14 protein-coding genes are annotated in these 16,557 nt (G+C 25.1%); 10 read left to right on the top strand and 4 right to left on the bottom strand.

Going from position 1 to position 16,557, the window contains the following annotated elements; translation table 11 throughout:
* Positions 1–447: 447 nt before the first annotated feature.
* From ABDZ71_RS19330 to proC, 7 genes are all read left to right on the top strand, one after another.
* Positions 448–1,704 (top strand): AAA family ATPase, encoded by a 1,257-nt coding sequence (locus ABDZ71_RS19330; RefSeq protein WP_343764453.1) that lies wholly within the window; start codon positions 448–450, stop codon positions 1,702–1,704.
* A 46-nt stretch (positions 1,705–1,750) separates the two neighbouring features.
* Positions 1,751–3,493 (top strand): VWA domain-containing protein, encoded by a 1,743-nt coding sequence (locus tag ABDZ71_RS19325; protein ID WP_343764451.1) that lies wholly within the window; start codon positions 1,751–1,753, stop codon positions 3,491–3,493.
* Positions 3,494–3,610: 117 nt separating this feature from the next.
* Positions 3,611–4,315 (top strand): BRCT domain-containing protein, encoded by a 705-nt coding sequence (locus ABDZ71_RS19320; RefSeq protein WP_343764449.1) that lies wholly within the window; start codon positions 3,611–3,613, stop codon positions 4,313–4,315.
* A gap of 583 nt (positions 4,316–4,898) precedes the next feature.
* Complete coding sequence (locus ABDZ71_RS19315; RefSeq protein WP_343764447.1) at positions 4,899–5,459, top strand: helix-turn-helix domain-containing protein; 561 nt, start codon at positions 4,899–4,901, stop codon at positions 5,457–5,459.
* An 80-nt stretch (positions 5,460–5,539) separates the two neighbouring features.
* Positions 5,540–6,442: a trans-4-hydroxy-L-proline dehydratase activase gene (locus ABDZ71_RS19310; protein ID WP_343764445.1), complete on the top strand. Its 903-nt coding sequence runs from the start codon at positions 5,540–5,542 to the stop codon at positions 6,440–6,442.
* 5 nt (positions 6,443–6,447) lie between these two features.
* Positions 6,448–8,811, top strand: coding sequence for a trans-4-hydroxy-L-proline dehydratase (hypD, locus tag ABDZ71_RS19305; protein ID WP_343764443.1), 2,364 nt, complete (start codon positions 6,448–6,450; stop codon positions 8,809–8,811).
* Positions 8,812–9,065: 254 nt separating this feature from the next.
* A complete protein-coding gene (proC, locus tag ABDZ71_RS19300) occupies positions 9,066–9,872 on the top strand; it encodes a pyrroline-5-carboxylate reductase (protein ID WP_343764441.1) in 807 nt (268 codons plus the stop codon).
* A gap of 135 nt (positions 9,873–10,007) precedes the next feature.
* Here proC and ABDZ71_RS19295 read toward each other — a convergent pair whose 3' ends face one another.
* From ABDZ71_RS19295 to ABDZ71_RS19280, 4 genes are all read right to left on the bottom strand, one after another.
* Positions 10,008–10,718 (bottom strand): L,D-transpeptidase family protein, encoded by a 711-nt coding sequence (locus ABDZ71_RS19295; protein ID WP_343764440.1) that lies wholly within the window; start codon positions 10,716–10,718, stop codon positions 10,008–10,010.
* 150 nt (positions 10,719–10,868) lie between these two features.
* Positions 10,869–11,669, bottom strand: coding sequence for a CAP domain-containing protein (locus tag ABDZ71_RS19290; protein WP_343764438.1), 801 nt, complete (start codon positions 11,667–11,669; stop codon positions 10,869–10,871).
* Positions 11,670–11,794: 125 nt separating this feature from the next.
* Positions 11,795–12,379, bottom strand: coding sequence for a flavin reductase family protein (locus tag ABDZ71_RS19285; protein ID WP_343764436.1), 585 nt, complete (start codon positions 12,377–12,379; stop codon positions 11,795–11,797).
* Between the two features lie 18 nt (positions 12,380–12,397).
* Positions 12,398–12,904 (bottom strand): QueT transporter family protein, encoded by a 507-nt coding sequence (locus ABDZ71_RS19280; protein WP_343764434.1) that lies wholly within the window; start codon positions 12,902–12,904, stop codon positions 12,398–12,400.
* Positions 12,905–13,172: 268 nt separating this feature from the next.
* Here ABDZ71_RS19280 and ABDZ71_RS19275 point away from each other — a divergent pair, with 268 nt between their 5' ends.
* Genes ABDZ71_RS19275 through ABDZ71_RS19265 form a run of 3 tightly spaced genes read left to right on the top strand, consistent with a single transcriptional unit; the run spans position 13,173 to position 16,501 of the window.
* On the top strand, positions 13,173–14,402 hold the full coding sequence (locus ABDZ71_RS19275) for a M16 family metallopeptidase (RefSeq protein ID WP_343764433.1): 1,230 nt from the start codon (positions 13,173–13,175) through the stop codon (positions 14,400–14,402).
* Positions 14,403–14,432: 30 nt separating this feature from the next.
* Positions 14,433–15,266, top strand: coding sequence for a recombination regulator RecX (gene recX, locus ABDZ71_RS19270; RefSeq protein ID WP_343764432.1), 834 nt, complete (start codon positions 14,433–14,435; stop codon positions 15,264–15,266).
* A gap of 29 nt (positions 15,267–15,295) precedes the next feature.
* On the top strand, positions 15,296–16,501 hold the full coding sequence (locus ABDZ71_RS19265) for a transglutaminase-like domain-containing protein (protein WP_343764430.1): 1,206 nt from the start codon (positions 15,296–15,298) through the stop codon (positions 16,499–16,501).
* Positions 16,502–16,557: the final 56 nt, after the last annotated feature.

The raw sequence follows: 16,557 nt of genomic DNA, 5'->3' as shown, positions 1-16,557 counted from the left end.
ATAAAATGACTAATTACAACCTTTACATGTGACGCTTATCTTTCATTTATCATAATTTTTAATTAAATCTAAATTTAAAATTATAATAGTTAATAAGTTGAATTTTTTCTCTTATATTATATATTCTTCTACAAATTTTACAAAATTCCTCTTTAAATTTAATAAAAAATTAAAATATTAAAAGCAGTAAAGAGAAAGAAGGAGATATTTATATTACATTAAAAATTTACAAAAAAAGTATAAAAATATAATATGTGTTATATAAAACCAACATATATATATGAAAACTTTAACAATAATTCTGTTATAATAGATTTATGATGATTTAAGGCCCATTTAAATAAATAATTATTAAATATCTTAGTTGTTTATTTAAATATGTATAATGGGCAATATGTAATATACTGTATATTAATCTTACTATTGATTTAACAGGAGGTACATTAAATGAAAGATTATAATGATTTTATTGAAGGATTACAAGAAAAAAAGAAAGATTTGAATATTAAAGTAGAAGAATGTGAAATAAATAAGTTATTAGAAGAAGGAATAACAAAATTAAAAAAGATTGAAAAAGAATTGAATGATAAATTTATTGAGCGTGAAGATGTAATAAAAGATTGTATGAGAGCTTTAGTAATAGGCCAGCATATGTTCTTATATGGACCTCCAGGAACTGGGAAAAGTTTGCTTATAAGTAATTTATGTAAGAGAATAAAAGCTTCTAAATATTTTCAATGGCTTTTAAATAAAACTTCAGACCCATCAGAAATATTAGGACCATATAGCATTAAAGCTATTGAAAAGGATAGATTTTTAAGAAAAACTCAAGGTAAGCTTCCAGAAGCTAATATAGTATTTTTAGATGAAATATGGAAAAGTAATGAACCTACATTAAATATATTATTACCTATTTTAAATGAAAAAATATTTTATAATGATTCTAAAATTATAGAGGTACCATTAATTAGTATGTTTTGTGCTAGTAATGAAATACCAGATGATGATAGTTTAAATGCATTATATGATAGAATAATTTTTAGGGAGCATTTAGATTATATAAAGGATACAGATAATAAAATAAAGATGCTTAAAAATTATGTAAAAGGAAGAAGAGATGAAGAAGCTTCTTTAGAGACAAAAATATCTCTAGAAGAGATATACACTATCCAAAATAAAGTAAAAGATGTTGAAATATCAGATCATATATATTTAGATTTTATAAAACTTATGGAAGGGTTAAAAAGAGAAGGTATTATAATATCTGATAGAAGAAAAAATGAATGCCTTAAAGTACTTCAAGGAGCAGCAATATTAGAAGAAAGAAATTATGTTGTTGTAGAAGATTTTGAAGCTTTGACAAATGTTTTATGGACAGAACTAGAAGATGTAGCCATTATTGAAACTCAAATAACTAAGGTTATAAATCCATATGATGACAAAGTTAATGACTATATGAGAAAATTTAATGAAATAAAAGAAGAAATAGATTCTATTCAAAATAAAGACGAAAAAATTAGATCTACCATAGAAGGAAAAGTAAGTATAGAAAATATATTAAAAAAACTAGATTTTCTTATAAAAGAAGCAGAAAGTAAAAGAAAAAATACTGATTCTATGATAGAAAAGAAAAATTATATTAAAGATTATAATAAAAAAATAATGAAAGAAGTTTTAGGAATAGATTTTAATCATGAATTTTAGTTTCTAATTATTTATCTTTATATGTTTTATTGAAGGGAGCTTTTTAATGAATGTAAATTATTATGATGTAATCTTTGAAGAAGATAAAAATTTAAAAATAAAAAAAGAAAAAAAGGATGAAGATTTAGATTCTATATTAGGTATAAAAAAAGCTTCATATAAAAGAGAGTATTCAGTTAAACATTATGAATTTGATTTAGATATTTATGAAGATATATATTTTGTATCTAATACTATGCAGAAATTAGTATCAAAAGGTAAAAGTATTTTACCGGTTTTTGATAATTTACATAAGGATATTTTTTTAAGTTTGTATAAATATCAACCATTAATATATGATGAAAAAAATATGGAATCTATATATAAAATAAATAATAAAGTAATAAGAAAACTAGTAAAGTCTAGTGAATTTAAAAACTTGAGAAAATTTTGTAGTTTAGATGAAATGAATTCAGCTACAGCCTGTGAAATAATAGGAAAAAAGGCTTTAAAAGCAGTTGAAAAATTTAATGATTTAGAAAATAAGAAGCTAGAGAATATGAAAAATCCATCTAATGATAATAAAAAAGGAGAGGATAAGACTTTATCTCAGATGATTTCAGCAATGAAAGAGGCCTTTGAAAATAAAAAGGAATTATTAGATGAAAAACAAAAGTTAGAGGAAATAAAAAAAGATACTAATAAAGATATAGATAGTGACCTTCAAAATTTTTCAGATTCAACTGAAGAAGAAATAAATAATAAAATTAAAAACATAGATTCTGATATAGAAAATATAGAAGAGGATATTGATAAATTTGAGCAAGATATAGATGATAGACTTAAAGAAAGTGAAAAAGAAATAAATGATTTATCTAAAGAAATGACTGAGGGGTTTAACGATGTAGAAAAACAAGTTAAAGAATCTATGGCTTATGTTAAAGATTGGGGATTAGGAGATAAGCCTAATAAAAGTTCTAGAATTAAATTTAAAGATAAAATAGGAGCCCTAAACAGAATAAGAAAATCTAAAAAACTTAAAGAACTTTCAAATATTATAGGAAGATTTAAAGAAAGTGCATTAAGAGATCAAAAAAGAAGATATGAAGAGGGGGCAGTTTCTATTAAATCTGTTAAAAGGGGAAATGATATAATACATACTTTGCCTAGTGAAAAAATGCTACTTTCAAATAAATCTACTAAGAAAGAGTTTTATAGAAAATATAGCGAAAAACAACTGTTAGAATATGATTTGGAATCAGATAAACTAAAATCAAGAGGTCCTATGATTGTATGTATAGATATGTCTAGTAGTATGAAAGGTGTAAAGGAAAAATGGTCTAAAGCTGTAGCTATTGCACTTCTTGAAATAGCTCAAAAGGAAAAAAGAAATTACGGAGCTATACTTTTTAATGAAGAAGCTTTAGATCCAATAATAATAGAAAAAGACAAAAAAGATCCAGAAAAAATTTTAGATATAGCTGAAAGATTTGATGGGGGAGGAACTTTATTTGAAACTCCTTTAAATAAAGCTTTAGATGTTATACGTGAATCTAAATTTAAAAAAGCAGATATAGTATTTATTACAGATGGACATAGTTATACTCATCCAGATTTTATTAATAAATTTAATAATTTAAAAGATGAAAAAGAATTTAAAGTTTTAAGTGTTCTTATATATACTAGTTCAAAAATAGGAAATATAGATAGTCTAAGTTCTTTTTCAGATGATATAATGACAATAGAAGAATTAGCAGAGTTAGAATCTCAGGATTCAAAAATAATACATAGGATATTTAAAAGTGTTTAAATCTCCTTTTTATGATCAAGAGGTTAGAATAAATAAAAATAATTTATTTAATAATAAAAAATTTAAAAACTAGAAGAGATAAAGAGTTTTTATAATAAAAAAAGTTGGTGGTATATTATGAATAAAAATGAACTGCTAGAAAAAATAGAAAAGATGATAAATGAAGATGGATTAAATATAAAAGAATTAGATAGAGAAAAATTATCTACATTATATGATGATGGAATATTAAAAAATATATATAGCTTATTTAAAATAACAAAAAAAGAATTATTAAGTTGTAACCTATCTAAAGAACAGACAATTAAAATTTATAATGATATACAAAAATCTAAAAACTGTAAGTTAGATAAATTTATTTGTGCCTCAGCAATACCTAATATTACTTATGAAGAAGCCTATAAAGTAGCAAATGAATTTGGAGATTTTGCTAATTTAGTTATAGATATGAATAATAATAATTTTAAAAGATTAGAAAAGATTTCTAATATAAAAAAAGAAACAATAGAAAATTTAAAAAAACATAAACAAATGTTATTAAATTTATTTATTTATGTCCACCCAGAGTCTATAGTTAAAGATGAAGAAGATAAAAGTAAATATAAAATATCTATTACAGGCTTTTTAAATAAAGATATAAGTTATTATGAAAATTTATTAAAAGAATGTAATTGTATTTTAAGAGAAGATGTTACAGAGGATGTTGATTATTTATTAGTAGGAGATTTAGCTAATCCTTCAAAAATGATGGATGCTAAAAAGCATAATACAAAATTAATATCAGAACAAAAGTTATCAGAGCTATTACAAGATATAAAATAAGTATTATAAAATTAATATATATAAGAAATAGAAGGGTGTAAAATCATTCTTCTATTTTTTTATAATAATTTATAAGTTAGATTAAAATAAAATATTAATAATGAAAGATAAATGGAAAAGGGCATGAAAAAAATATTAAATTTTAGGGTAATGTTTAATTTTATGCTTTTATAAATATGAAATTGTTAATTTAAAGACTAAATATGGTAGGAATATAGCTTTTGAAACAGAATTGTTAAGAAGTGATTTATTTTAGTATAAGTAAAAAAACATATAAAAATGTAGAAAAAATAAAATAATTTTATTTAAAATACCATATAAAATTCATTGTGGTGAAAATTATATTGAAATTAATTAAAAAATGTATAGATTTTATTTTACTTTTATATTATAATGAAATCGGAAACATTAATAATATTTTAACAAACAGATTTGTAATAGTGTATTATATTTAAATACAAAATATATAAATAAAGTAAATTTAAATTAATTTATCTATATCAAGAGTATGTATTATAATTAAATGTGAAAATAGCAGATAATATAATAATTAAATTTATAAATATAAGTTGAGGAGATAAATATGATAGAAGATATAGGTAAGAAGGTTAAAAGTTTAAGAAATGATAAAAAGTTAACTTTAAAAGAATTAAGTGAAAAAACAAATCTATCTACAGGATTTTTATCACAGTTAGAAAGAGGATTAACTACTGTAGCAATAGATTCTTTAAGTAAAATAGCAGAGGCTTTAGATGTAGATTTAACTTATTTTTTTAAAGTTACAAAAAACAAAAATAAGGTTATAGTTAGAAGTTATGAAAAAGAAGTATTTGAAATAGAGAACAATAGATTTATTAAATATAATTTAAGTAATGATTTAGAAAATAAATCTTTTATTCCAAGATTAATAGAAATACTTCCTACATCTAGTGATGAAGATGTAGTTTGTTATAAGCATCAAGGAGAAGAATTTGTGTATGTTAAAGAAGGAATATTAACTTTATTTATAGAGGATCAAGAATATCAATTATATCCAGGAGACAGTGGACATTATGACTCAAATCAAGATCATAATTGGGCTAATTTTACTAATAAGCCTGTTAAATTAATAGCTGTTCATACTCCAAATTTTTTTAAAGAGTAAACAATAAATTGATTGAAAATTAAAAACAGAATTAATGTTTTTAATATAATGAGTAAAGTTATATATAGGGGATGATTAATTTGAAAAAGGGGACTATTATAAACATACAAAAATATTCGGTACATGATGGCCCTGGAATAAGAACTACAGTTTTTTTCAAAGGCTGTCCTTTAAATTGTTGGTGGTGTCATAATCCTGAAACTCAAAATAAAAGGCATCAAATAATGTTTTTTAAAGAAAGATGTAAAGGTTGTGGGATATGTATTAAAAGATGCCCAGAAAATGCAATAAAAATTATAGATGGATATCCTATAATTGATAATAATAAATGTACTCTTTGCAGTAAATGTGCAGATTTTTGCCCAAATGATGCAAGAGAATATGTTGGAAAAGATTTAACTTCAAAAGAAGTTATGGATGAAGTAATGAAAGATGAAATGTTTTATGAAGATTCCGGTGGTGGAGTTACTTTTTCTGGGGGAGAACCTATGCTTCATGTAGATTTTATAGATGAAATACTAGATGAATGCAGGGAAAAAGAAGTTCATACAACACTAGACACTAGTGGATATGCATCATGGGAGAGTTTTGACAAAATAAGAGATAGAATAGATTTATTTTTATATGATTTGAAAGTTATGGATAAAGAAAAACATAAGAAATATATAGGAGTAGATAATACTTTAATACTTAGTAACCTAAAAAAACTTTCAAAGCATGGACATAATATATTTTTAAGAATGCCTATAGTAGTTGGAGTAAATGATGATGATAAAAATATAGATGATTCTATAGAGTTTATATCAAAATTAAATGTATTACAGGTAAACTTATTACCTTATCATAAAATGGGTATGGAAAAGTATAAAAGGTTAGATATGGAATATAAACTTACAGGTGATGAAAAGCCTAGTGATGAATATATGAATAAGCTTAAGGAGAAATTTGAAAGAGCAGGTATAAAAGTTAAAATAGGGGGTTGATTATTATGATGACAGAAAGAGTAAAAAAATTAAGGGAACAAAGTGTAAATGCAGTACCTTGTATTTCTATGGAAAGAGCAAAGATTATAACAGAAGTATATAAAGAATATGAAGGCACCGTTTCTATTCCTGTAATCAGAGGATTGGCTTTAAAAGAAATATTAGACAAAAAAACAATTTGTATTAATGATGGAGAACTTATAGTAGGTGAAAGAGGAGAAAAACCAGCAGCTACACCAACATATCCAGAATTATGCTGTCATACTCTTGAAGACTTTGACATAATGGATAGACGTGAAAAAATATGTTTCAAAGTAAATGATGAAGCGAAAAAAATACAAAAAGAAGTTATAATTCCTTATTGGGAAAAAAGATCTATGAGACATAAAATATTAAGTAGAGTTACTCCAGAATGGAAAGAATGTTATGGCGATGGAATATTTACTGAATTTATGGAACAAAGAGGTCCAGGACATACTGTTGGAGATAACAAAATATTTAAAAAAGGGTTTTTAGATTTTAAAAAAGATATAGAAGAAGCTATAGAAAACTTAGATTTTTATGAAGATGATGAAGCTCTTGATAAAAAAGAACAACTTCAAGGTATGAGTTTAGCCTGTGATGCTATCATAAATTATGGTAAAAGATACTCTCAGTATGCTCTAGAAATGGCTAAAAAAGAAAAAGATCCAGAAAGAAAAAAAGAATTAGTTCATATATCAGAAATATGTAGCTCTGTACCAGCTCATGCTCCAAGAACTTTTGAAGAAGCTCTTCAAATGTATTGGTTTGTTCACTTATGTGTAATTTCAGAATTAAACCCATGGGATGCATATAATCCAGGAAGATTAGATCAACATTTATATCCATTTTATAAAAAAGAAGTAGAAGAGGGAACTTTAGATAAAGAAAAAGCAAGAGAACTTTTACAATGTTTCTGGGTTAAATTTAATAATCAACCGGCACCACCTAAAGTAGGGGTAACTTTAAAAGAAAGTGGAACATATACTGATTTTGCTAATATAAATCTTGGGGGACTAAAAGAAGATGGAAGAGATGGAGTTAATGATGTAAGTTATCTTCTTCTTGAAGTAATAGATGAAATGAGACTATTACAACCAAGCTCTAATGTTCAAATAAGTAAAAAAACTCCTAAAAGATTTTTAAAAAATGCTTGTAAAGTAATAAGAAAAGGATGGGGTCAACCATCAATATTTAATGCTGATTCTGTTGTTCAAGAACTTGTAAGAGCAGGAAAAGATATAAAAGATGCAAGATGCGGAGGAACTAGTGGATGTGTTGAAGCTGGTGCTTTTGGTAAAGAAGCTTATATATTAACAGGATATTTTAATATTCCAAAGATATTTGAAATAACATTACTAAATGGTGTTGATTCAAATACAGGAAAGAGAATAGGACTTGAAACTGGAGATCCATGCGAATTTAAATCCTTTGAAGAATTGTTTGAAGCATTTAAAAAACAGATTAAACATTTTATAGATATAAAAGTAAAAGGAAATAGAATAATAGAAAGATTGTATGCAACTTTATTACCAGTACCTTTCCTTTCTGTTGTAACTAGTGATTGTATAAAGAAGGGTAAAGACTATAATGCCGGTGGAGCAAGATATAATACTAGTTATATACAAGGTGTTGGAATAGGAACAGTTACAGATAGTGTAGCTGCTGTAAAATATAATGTATTTGATAATGAAAATATAACAATGAAAGAATTATTAGATGCAATGAAATCTAATTTTGAAGGACATGAAGATATATTAAAATTAGTTAAAAAGAAAACTCCAAAATACGGAAATGATGATGATTACGCAGATGATATAATGCAAGAAATATTTGATGCTTATTATAATGAAGTAAATGGAAGAAAAAATGGTAGAGGTGGAGTTCATAGAATAGATATGTTACCAACTACTTGTCATGTTTACTTTGGTTCAGTAATAGGAGCTACACCAGATGGAAGAAAAGCAAATCTTCCAGTTTCAGAAGGTATTTCACCATCAAAAGGTGCAGACATAAATGGCCCAACAGGAGTTATTAAATCAGCTGGAAAAATGGATCATTTAAGAACTGGAGGAACACTTTTAAATCAAAAATTCACTCCATCTGTAGTAGAAGGGGATAATGGTTTAGAAGGAATGTATAGTGTAGTAAGATCATACTTTAGAATGGATGGACATCATATACAATTTAATATTGTAAGTAAGGATACATTACTTAAAGCTCAAAAGAATCCAGATGAATATAAAGATCTTATAGTACGTGTTGCTGGATATAGTGATTATTTTAATAACTTAGATAAAGTATTACAAAATGAAATAATAGAAAGAACTGAACAAACAGGATTTTAATATTAGTTTATATTAATTTTAAAATAGTACTATAATAGAATTATAAAATTAGATTTATATTGTAACTAGCCACTCTAAGATTACTAGATTTATATATTCTATGAGTAAAATTATAGAGTGGCTAGTTAATATGTTAAGATCCATTTAAATATTTAAAAGAGATTTTTAGTTTCAGATAAAATATATGAAATTAGAAATATTTTTATAAATAGTATAACTACTTAATAATTATGTTTAATAGGGGAGGAAATTTAATGAACAAAGTAATAGGTTTTATTGGAGCAGGAAACATGGGACAAGCCATGGCAGGAGGAATAGTAAATTCAAATTTAGTTTCTAAAGAGAATATAATAATGGCAGATTTGAATGAAGGTTCTTTAGAAAAAGCTAAAGAAAAATACGGTATTAAAGTTACTACTGATAACAATGAAGCAGCTAAAAGTGCAGATATATTAGTTTTATCAGTTAAACCTAACTTATATCCAATTGTTATAAAGGGAATAAAAGATAAAGTTAAAGAAGGCGGAATAATAGTTACTATAGCTGCAGGAAAAGCTTTGAAAGCTACTGAAGAAATGTTTGGAAAAAGAATAAAAATAGTTAGAGTTATGCCTAATACTCCAGCATTAGTAGGAGAAGGAATGGCAGCAATATGTCCTAATGATTTAGTATCAAAAGAAGAAGTTAAAGATGTTGTTAGTATTTTTGAAAGTTTTGGTAAAGCAGAAATGGTAGAGGAAAAATTAATGGATGTAGTAACATCAGTAAGTGGATCATCTCCAGCTTATGTATATATGTTTATAGAAGCTATGGCAGATGCTGCTGTATTAGATGGTATGCCAAGAGCTAAAGCTTATAAGTTTGCAGCTCAAGCAGTTTTAGGTTCTGCTAAAATGGTATTAGAAACAGGAATGCATCCAGGAGCTCTTAAAGATATGGTTTGTTCACCAGGAGGAACAACTATAGAAGCAGTAGCTACTCTTGAAGAAAAAGGACTTAGAAGTGCAGTTATAAAAGCTATGAGAGATTGTACTAAAAAATCTCAGGAAATGTCTAAATAATAAATATTAGCTATTTTAATTTGAATTTCATAAGTATAGATATTATAGGTCTATTTAATTTCTATCTTTATCAATATTAAAATAACTTGTATTGTAGCTTTGTTAATAAAAGAAAACTAGGGGTAGAACCTTTAGCTAGTCTAAAAGTTCTATACCTAGTTTTTTATAAAATGCATTTCCAATAGTATCTGTTACAGGGATTTTATTATCTCTTTGGAATTTATGAAATACTGATTTCATATTTTGAGAATACATGCCATTAGGATTACCTTTATAGTATCCTTTATCTTTTAATATTTTTTGAATTTCATACATATCAGCACCAGTCATGCCAGGTTTTAATGTTCTTAAGTTACTTCCAAAGTTACCATAAGGACCACTCCAAATTATAACTGGAGTTCCATAGGGAAGCAGTTTATATAAACTAGCAACATCTTTATTTCTCATTCTTATGCAACCTTTAGAAGAATTCCATCCTATAGAATAAGGTTTGTTTGTACCGTGTATACCATATTTGCCCCAAGGTACATTAAATCCCATCCACCTTCCACCAAAGCCTTCTCCCCAGGTTCCTTTACTAATTATTTTCCAAGTGCCTATAGGAGATGGTGTGGAGGGTTTGCCAGCAGCTACTACATAACTTTTTAAAAGCTTATCGTTTTCAAAAACACTTAATATATTTGAAGTAGCATCAACTAATACCAACATGTTTTTAGGATTCTTATTAGTACTAGTTTTAGTATTATTTTTATGATTAAAATATATTAGTATAGCTTCTATAATAAGTATTATTAACAAAACATATAAGATTTTTTTGAATTTAGATAGTTTTTTATTTTTCAACATAAAATCAGCCCCCCTAATATAAACTATGATGTATAACTCCATAACATAATAAAAATTTTTAAAATTACAAAAAAATTGCTTAAACCTTTATTAGAGTATATGAATCTAATAGAGAATTTAAGCAATTTTTATTATATTTAATATAGGGGGTTATTTGCCTATAAATATTTGTGTCCAATAATTATTATAAAGTCCTACACCAATATCTGTGAAATTAGGACTAAGTATATTTTTTCTATGGCCAGGAGAGTTCATCCATCCTGTAACAACTGATTCTGGTGAACTGTAACCTTGAGCTATATTTTCACCAGCAGATCTATAGCTTACACCAAATTGTTTCATCATATCAAATGGAGAACCATAAGTTGGTGAAGTGTGAGAAAAATATCCTTTATCAGACATATCCTTAGATTTCATTCTTGCTAGTCTAGACAGTTCTGAATTCATACTTAATGGTTTTAAACTTCTTTTAGTTCTTTCTACATTTACTAAATCAACTACCTTTTGTTCATAAGAACTAGAGTTTGATGTATTAGCTGGAGAGTTTTTTGGAGTACTTTCATTAGAAACTTGATTTGAAGTATTAGAGCCTCTATTTGAGGTAGTATTTGAGTTAGTATTTGGTGAAGTATTAGCATTATATGAATTGTTTGATGAATTATTTTGAGTAGTGTTACTGCTGTTATTTAAAGAGTTAGCTTGGACATTTTGATTATTAGAGTCTGTAGCAATTTCAGGTATGTAATAATCAAAATTTTTCAAAGATACAGTGAGGTCTTTGCTAATACTAGTAGGTATAAGTTTATTGTGCATTATTTTATTATAGTTATTTGTTATTGTGTAAATATTGTAAGACTTTCTAAATGAATGACAACTATAAGCTTTTACTGATGTACCAAAAGTTATAGGTATCATTGCTAAAAATAAAGTAAATAAATTTGATTTTTTCAAAGAAAAAATTCCTCCCTTCCCTTAGAAAGAATTATAGCATAAATAATTTATAAAATAGTATAAAAGAGTAATTTGCCATAAATTAAATAAATAAGGAATATATTAAAAAAAGACTACTTTTAAAGTTAGTCTTTTTTTCTTTTCTTTTTTTTCTTAACGGAATAACCAAATGTTCCTAAAACATTTCTAGAAACAGGATAATATTCACCATGTGAATAGCAGATTAGATTAGCTTTTTCAAAGCAAATCTTGCCATTTTTATCTATTAGATTTTCATCAATATTAGAACATAATATTTCGCATAAAAAAAGATGATGAGTTCCTAAAGGTATTATATCAACAACTTTACATTCTAAATTTATAGGACATTCTTCTATCATAGGAACATTTACTTTATCTGAATTTTTCAAAGTAAAATTGCAATCTTTTATTTTATCAGTATTTTTACCAGACCTAACTCCACAATAGTCAACTTTTTTTACCATAGATTTATTAGGTAAGTTTATTACAAGTTCTTTAGTTTCACATATGTATTTATAAGATGTTCTTTCAGGTCTTATTGCGATGCTTACAATAGGAGGTCTTGTACAGGCAGTGCCTATCCAGCCTACTGTAAAGGCATTAACCTTAGCTTCATTATCTTTAGATGTTACTAAAACCACTGGTACTGGGTTTAACATAGCACTTCCTTTAAATTGTACTTTTTTCATAACTCATCTCCTTAAAATTTAATTATTAAAGTATTTATTTAGTATTTTATTTTTTTCAATAATAGATACAAGTAATAGTCCTAAAATGTAACAAGAAATAGCTTCACCAATTCCAACCCATATCATAGATAGAAATAAAGGTAATTTTAATGTATAATTTAATATAAATCCTATGACTATAGCATTTAATATTATTGGTGGTAGTGGAGCTAAAATTTTCTTGAATCTTAAATTACTTTTGCCTATATAATATGTTAAAATAGCTGCAATTAAAGTAGTCAAAGAACCAAATACAATGTCTATTATACCATTTCCCCCTATAATATTAGAAATAATACATCCTACAAAAACTCCTAGTATAGAATATGATGAGAAAAAAGGTAATAATGTTAGAGATTCAGATACTCTAACTTGTAGTTGACCATAACTTATAGGTGCTAGAGAAATTGTAAGAATAGAATAAATAGCGGCAATTAATGCAGCGAATACTATTTTATTAATTTTTGTTTTTGGATTATAATTCATTTTAATACTCCTCCTAGTTTTAATTATAGACAGGATGGTTACGAACTGTCTTAAGTTTTTTTGATTAATAGCATAATATAGTTTAATACTTTTGGAAGTTATAGTCAAACTATCTTTATGATTAAGTTTGTAGTTATTGAATTCATGGTAATAAATAACAAATAAAAGTTCTGAAAGATTTGGTATTATGGGTTAATTAAGTTTATAATTAATAGACTAGGAATTTTAATATATAATAATTGAAAGGTTATAATGAAAGGTGATATGATTGTTTGATGCTAACAAAAAAGTTTTAGAAAATGGAATAACTTTAATTTCAATAAAAAAAGACACAGCTTTATCTTGTGTTAATATTGGAGTAAATGTAGGTTCACTTTATGAAGATATAAAGGAAAAAGGAATATCTCATTTTGTTGAACACATGTTATTTAAAGGAACTAAAAAAAGAGATAATTATACTCTTAACTTGGAACTTGAAAATTTAGGAGGAGAGTATAATGCTTATACAGACAATAATTCTACAGTTTTAACTGTAACGTCTCTTAGTGAAGAACTAAATAGTTCTATAGAGATATTATCAGACATGCTTCAAAATTCTATTTTTCCTAAAAGTGAAATAAAAAAAGAAAAAGATGTGATTTTAGCAGAAATAAGAAATAATAGGGATGATATAGAAGATTTTTCTTTCACTAAAGTAAGTGAAATAGCTTTTAAAAATAGTCCTTTAAAATACGACATCTTAGGTAGTGAAAAAGATGTAAAAAAATATGATGAAAAACTTTTAACTGAATTTTATAATAAATATTACATTCCTAATAATTGTTATATATCTATAGTTTCACCATTTTCTCATGAATATGTACAAGAAATAGTAGATAAATATTTTAAAAACTGGGAAAGAAAAAAACTTTATAAAAAAGATATATTAAATGAAGAAAATATTGAAATTAAAAAGGTTTCTTACAAAAAAGATATAGAACAAAGTACAGTGATTTATTTGTATACATTTTATGGTTTAAGTAAAAAAGAGGAGTTAGCTCTTAAGATACTAAATCATAGGTTAGGGGAGAGTACAAATTCTGTACTTTTTAGAGAACTTAGAGAAAAAAGAGGTTTTGCATATGATGTGTATACAGATTTAGATTTATCACCAAATGTTAAAACTTTGTGCATATATGCATCTATTTCTAAGGAAAATTTAGAGGATACTTTAAAAGTAATAGATAAATGTGTAGATGATGTAAAAAAAGAAAAAATACAATTTAATGAAGATACTACAAAACTTATGAAGAAAGTTTTAAAAACTGCTATAGCTTTTACTTTAGAAGATGCATCAGATCTTGGAAATTATGTTCTTCATCAGTCTATTGACGGGGAAAATTTATTTCAGTTTTATGAAGATATAAAAGAATTAAGTAGTGTAGAAAAAAAAGATATATATAATGTCTCTAAAAAAGTTTTTAATAATCCTTCTATACATATTCTTTTAAATGATTGATTAACTAATTAATATAGAGAGGATGCTAGTATGAGTAGTATTGTTACTAAAATAGAATCACAAAAAAGAAATAAAGATAGAGTAAACATATATATTAATGAAGAGTATGGATTTTCTTGTAGTGCAGAACTTGTTTATTATCATTCATTGAAAAAAGGTGGAAAGATAGAAAAAGAGAAATTACAAGAAATAGTTAAAGAAGATAATTATATTAAAGGTAAAAGTTATGCTATAAAATTATTAGAAAGAAATTTTAAAACAGAAAAATATATAAAAGACAAATTAACTGAAAAAGAATTTGATAAAGAATGTATTGAAAGAGTTTTGATTTTTTTAAGAGAATATAAATTTGTAGATGATTTTAAATATGCTGATATGTTTATAAGAGAAAAAATTAACACATATGGTAGGAAAAAAATAAAATATTTACTTTTAAATAAAGGAATTGAAGAAGAAATAGTAAAAGAAAAGATATATAATATAGATTGTGAAAAAGAAAAAAATGCAGCTTATAAGCTTGCAGAAAAAAAATATAAAATAGCTATAAAGAAAGAAAGTAGTCTACCAAAAATAAATAAGAAAATTATAACTTATTTATTAGGAAGAGGCTATAGTTATGAAATAGCTAACTTTGTTGTAACTAATTTAAATATAAATAATCCTATAAAAAAAGAAGAACAGGAAAAACAAGAACATCATAAAGAATTAGAAGATATATATAATATAGCTGAAAAAAGATATAATATTATAATAAAATCTGAAAGTAACAATGTTAAGATATATAGAAGACTTAGCAATTATCTTTTGAGAAAAGGATACAGTTTTGATGATATAAAGAAAGTAGTTAATGAATTGATTTATTAACATTAGATAACAGGGTGGGTGAGTGTATTATGAATTTAACTTCTACTATTTTAAAGTTTAATCCAGTTACTATTGTTATGCTTTTATTTTTTATTTTCCCTATACTAAAAGGATTTTTAATGAAATATTCATCAACAGATTTAAAGATGGATATAGAAGATACAAATAAAACTATTATGTTTATAGTATCTTTATTTTTAGGGGTTTACTTTGGTAAAAAAATATTTATAGAACATAGCAGTGGGATATATGCTAAAATATATCAACTTATACCTAAAAAAATATTAAGTTATATAAATAAAGATATATTTATAGTGTATGTAGTTGTAGTTCCTATATTGATTTTAATTTTATATAAAATAATAACTACTTTATTAAGATTAGTTAATTCTATTACAATATATCCTTTACTAGATGGCCTTGAAAGAAGTCTTAAAAATCGTAGTAATGGATTTAAACGTATATTAGGAGCTTTGTTTAATGTACCTAAGTCTATTGCATATGTTTTAATAATAGCTTTTGTATTAAATTTTGTATCAATATTTACTAAAAACACTAACTTAAATGCTTATTTGAATTCATCAAAGCCTTATAAATATGTTTGTGAAAAGGCAGTAATTCCTATAACTAATTCTAAAATAGCAAATAGGCTTCCGAAAATTGTTAATAATTCTTTTAGAATAGTAGTAAAAGATCAAAAGAATAAAGATATTACTATACCTTTAAAAGATGCTAATTCTTCTAATGGTAGAACAATAGTTTATTATAATGGTGTAACTTTAGATGAGGGAGTTAGATCAAATAATAAAATAAACTCATTTTCTAGAAATTTAGTAAGAGGAGAAAGTAGTGTAAAAGAAAAGGCAAAACTTATATATAATTGGATAGGAACAAATATTGAGTATGATCATGATAAAGCAGATAGAGTTTTAAAAGATGATTTTAATGTAAAATCAGGAGCTATTCCAACTTTTAATACAAGAACAGGAATATGTTTTGATTATGCTGCTTTATATGTTTCTATGAGCAAAGCTAATAATATGAAAGTTAGATTAATCACAGGAGAAGGCTTTAATGGAGTAAGCTGGATAAGTCACTCTTGGAATCAAGTATATTTACCGGATGAAAATAGATGGATAAATGTTGATCCAACTTTTTATAAAGGTGGAGACTATTTTGATAGTAGAAGATTTAAAATAGATCATAGAAATGCTCAAATTGCAGGAGAATGGTAAGGTACATTTAAAAAATAAATATAAATAAAAAAAGCTATCTATAAAATAATTTATAG

The sequence above is a fragment of the Clostridium oceanicum genome, assembly GCF_039521385.1.
In the GTDB taxonomy this organism is placed as follows: domain Bacteria; phylum Bacillota; class Clostridia; order Clostridiales; family Clostridiaceae; genus Clostridium_F; species Clostridium_F oceanicum.
The sequence above is the reverse complement of the archived record's forward strand: the minus strand, read 5'-3'. Positions and strand labels throughout refer to the sequence as shown.

Bases quoted from the DNA above. Each gene is read 5' to 3' on its own strand.
- ABDZ71_RS19330 (WP_343764453.1), top strand. From the start codon at position 448: ATGAAAGATTATAATGATTTTATTGAAGGATTACAAGAAAAAAAGAAA.
- ABDZ71_RS19325 (WP_343764451.1), top strand. From the start codon at position 1,751: ATGAATGTAAATTATTATGATGTAATCTTTGAAGAAGATAAAAATTTA.
- ABDZ71_RS19320 (WP_343764449.1), top strand. From the start codon at position 3,611: ATGAATAAAAATGAACTGCTAGAAAAAATAGAAAAGATGATAAATGAA.
- ABDZ71_RS19315 (WP_343764447.1), top strand. From the start codon at position 4,899: ATGATAGAAGATATAGGTAAGAAGGTTAAAAGTTTAAGAAATGATAAA.
- hypD (WP_343764443.1), top strand. From the start codon at position 6,448: ATGATGACAGAAAGAGTAAAAAAATTAAGGGAACAAAGTGTAAATGCA.
- proC (WP_343764441.1), top strand. From the start codon at position 9,066: ATGAACAAAGTAATAGGTTTTATTGGAGCAGGAAACATGGGACAAGCC.
- ABDZ71_RS19295 (WP_343764440.1), bottom strand. From the start codon at position 10,718: ATGTTGAAAAATAAAAAACTATCTAAATTCAAAAAAATCTTATATGTT.
- ABDZ71_RS19285 (WP_343764436.1), bottom strand. From the start codon at position 12,379: ATGAAAAAAGTACAATTTAAAGGAAGTGCTATGTTAAACCCAGTACCA.
- ABDZ71_RS19280 (WP_343764434.1), bottom strand. From the start codon at position 12,904: ATGAATTATAATCCAAAAACAAAAATTAATAAAATAGTATTCGCTGCA.
- recX (WP_343764432.1), top strand. From the start codon at position 14,433: ATGAGTAGTATTGTTACTAAAATAGAATCACAAAAAAGAAATAAAGAT.
- ABDZ71_RS19265 (WP_343764430.1), top strand. From the start codon at position 15,296: ATGAATTTAACTTCTACTATTTTAAAGTTTAATCCAGTTACTATTGTT.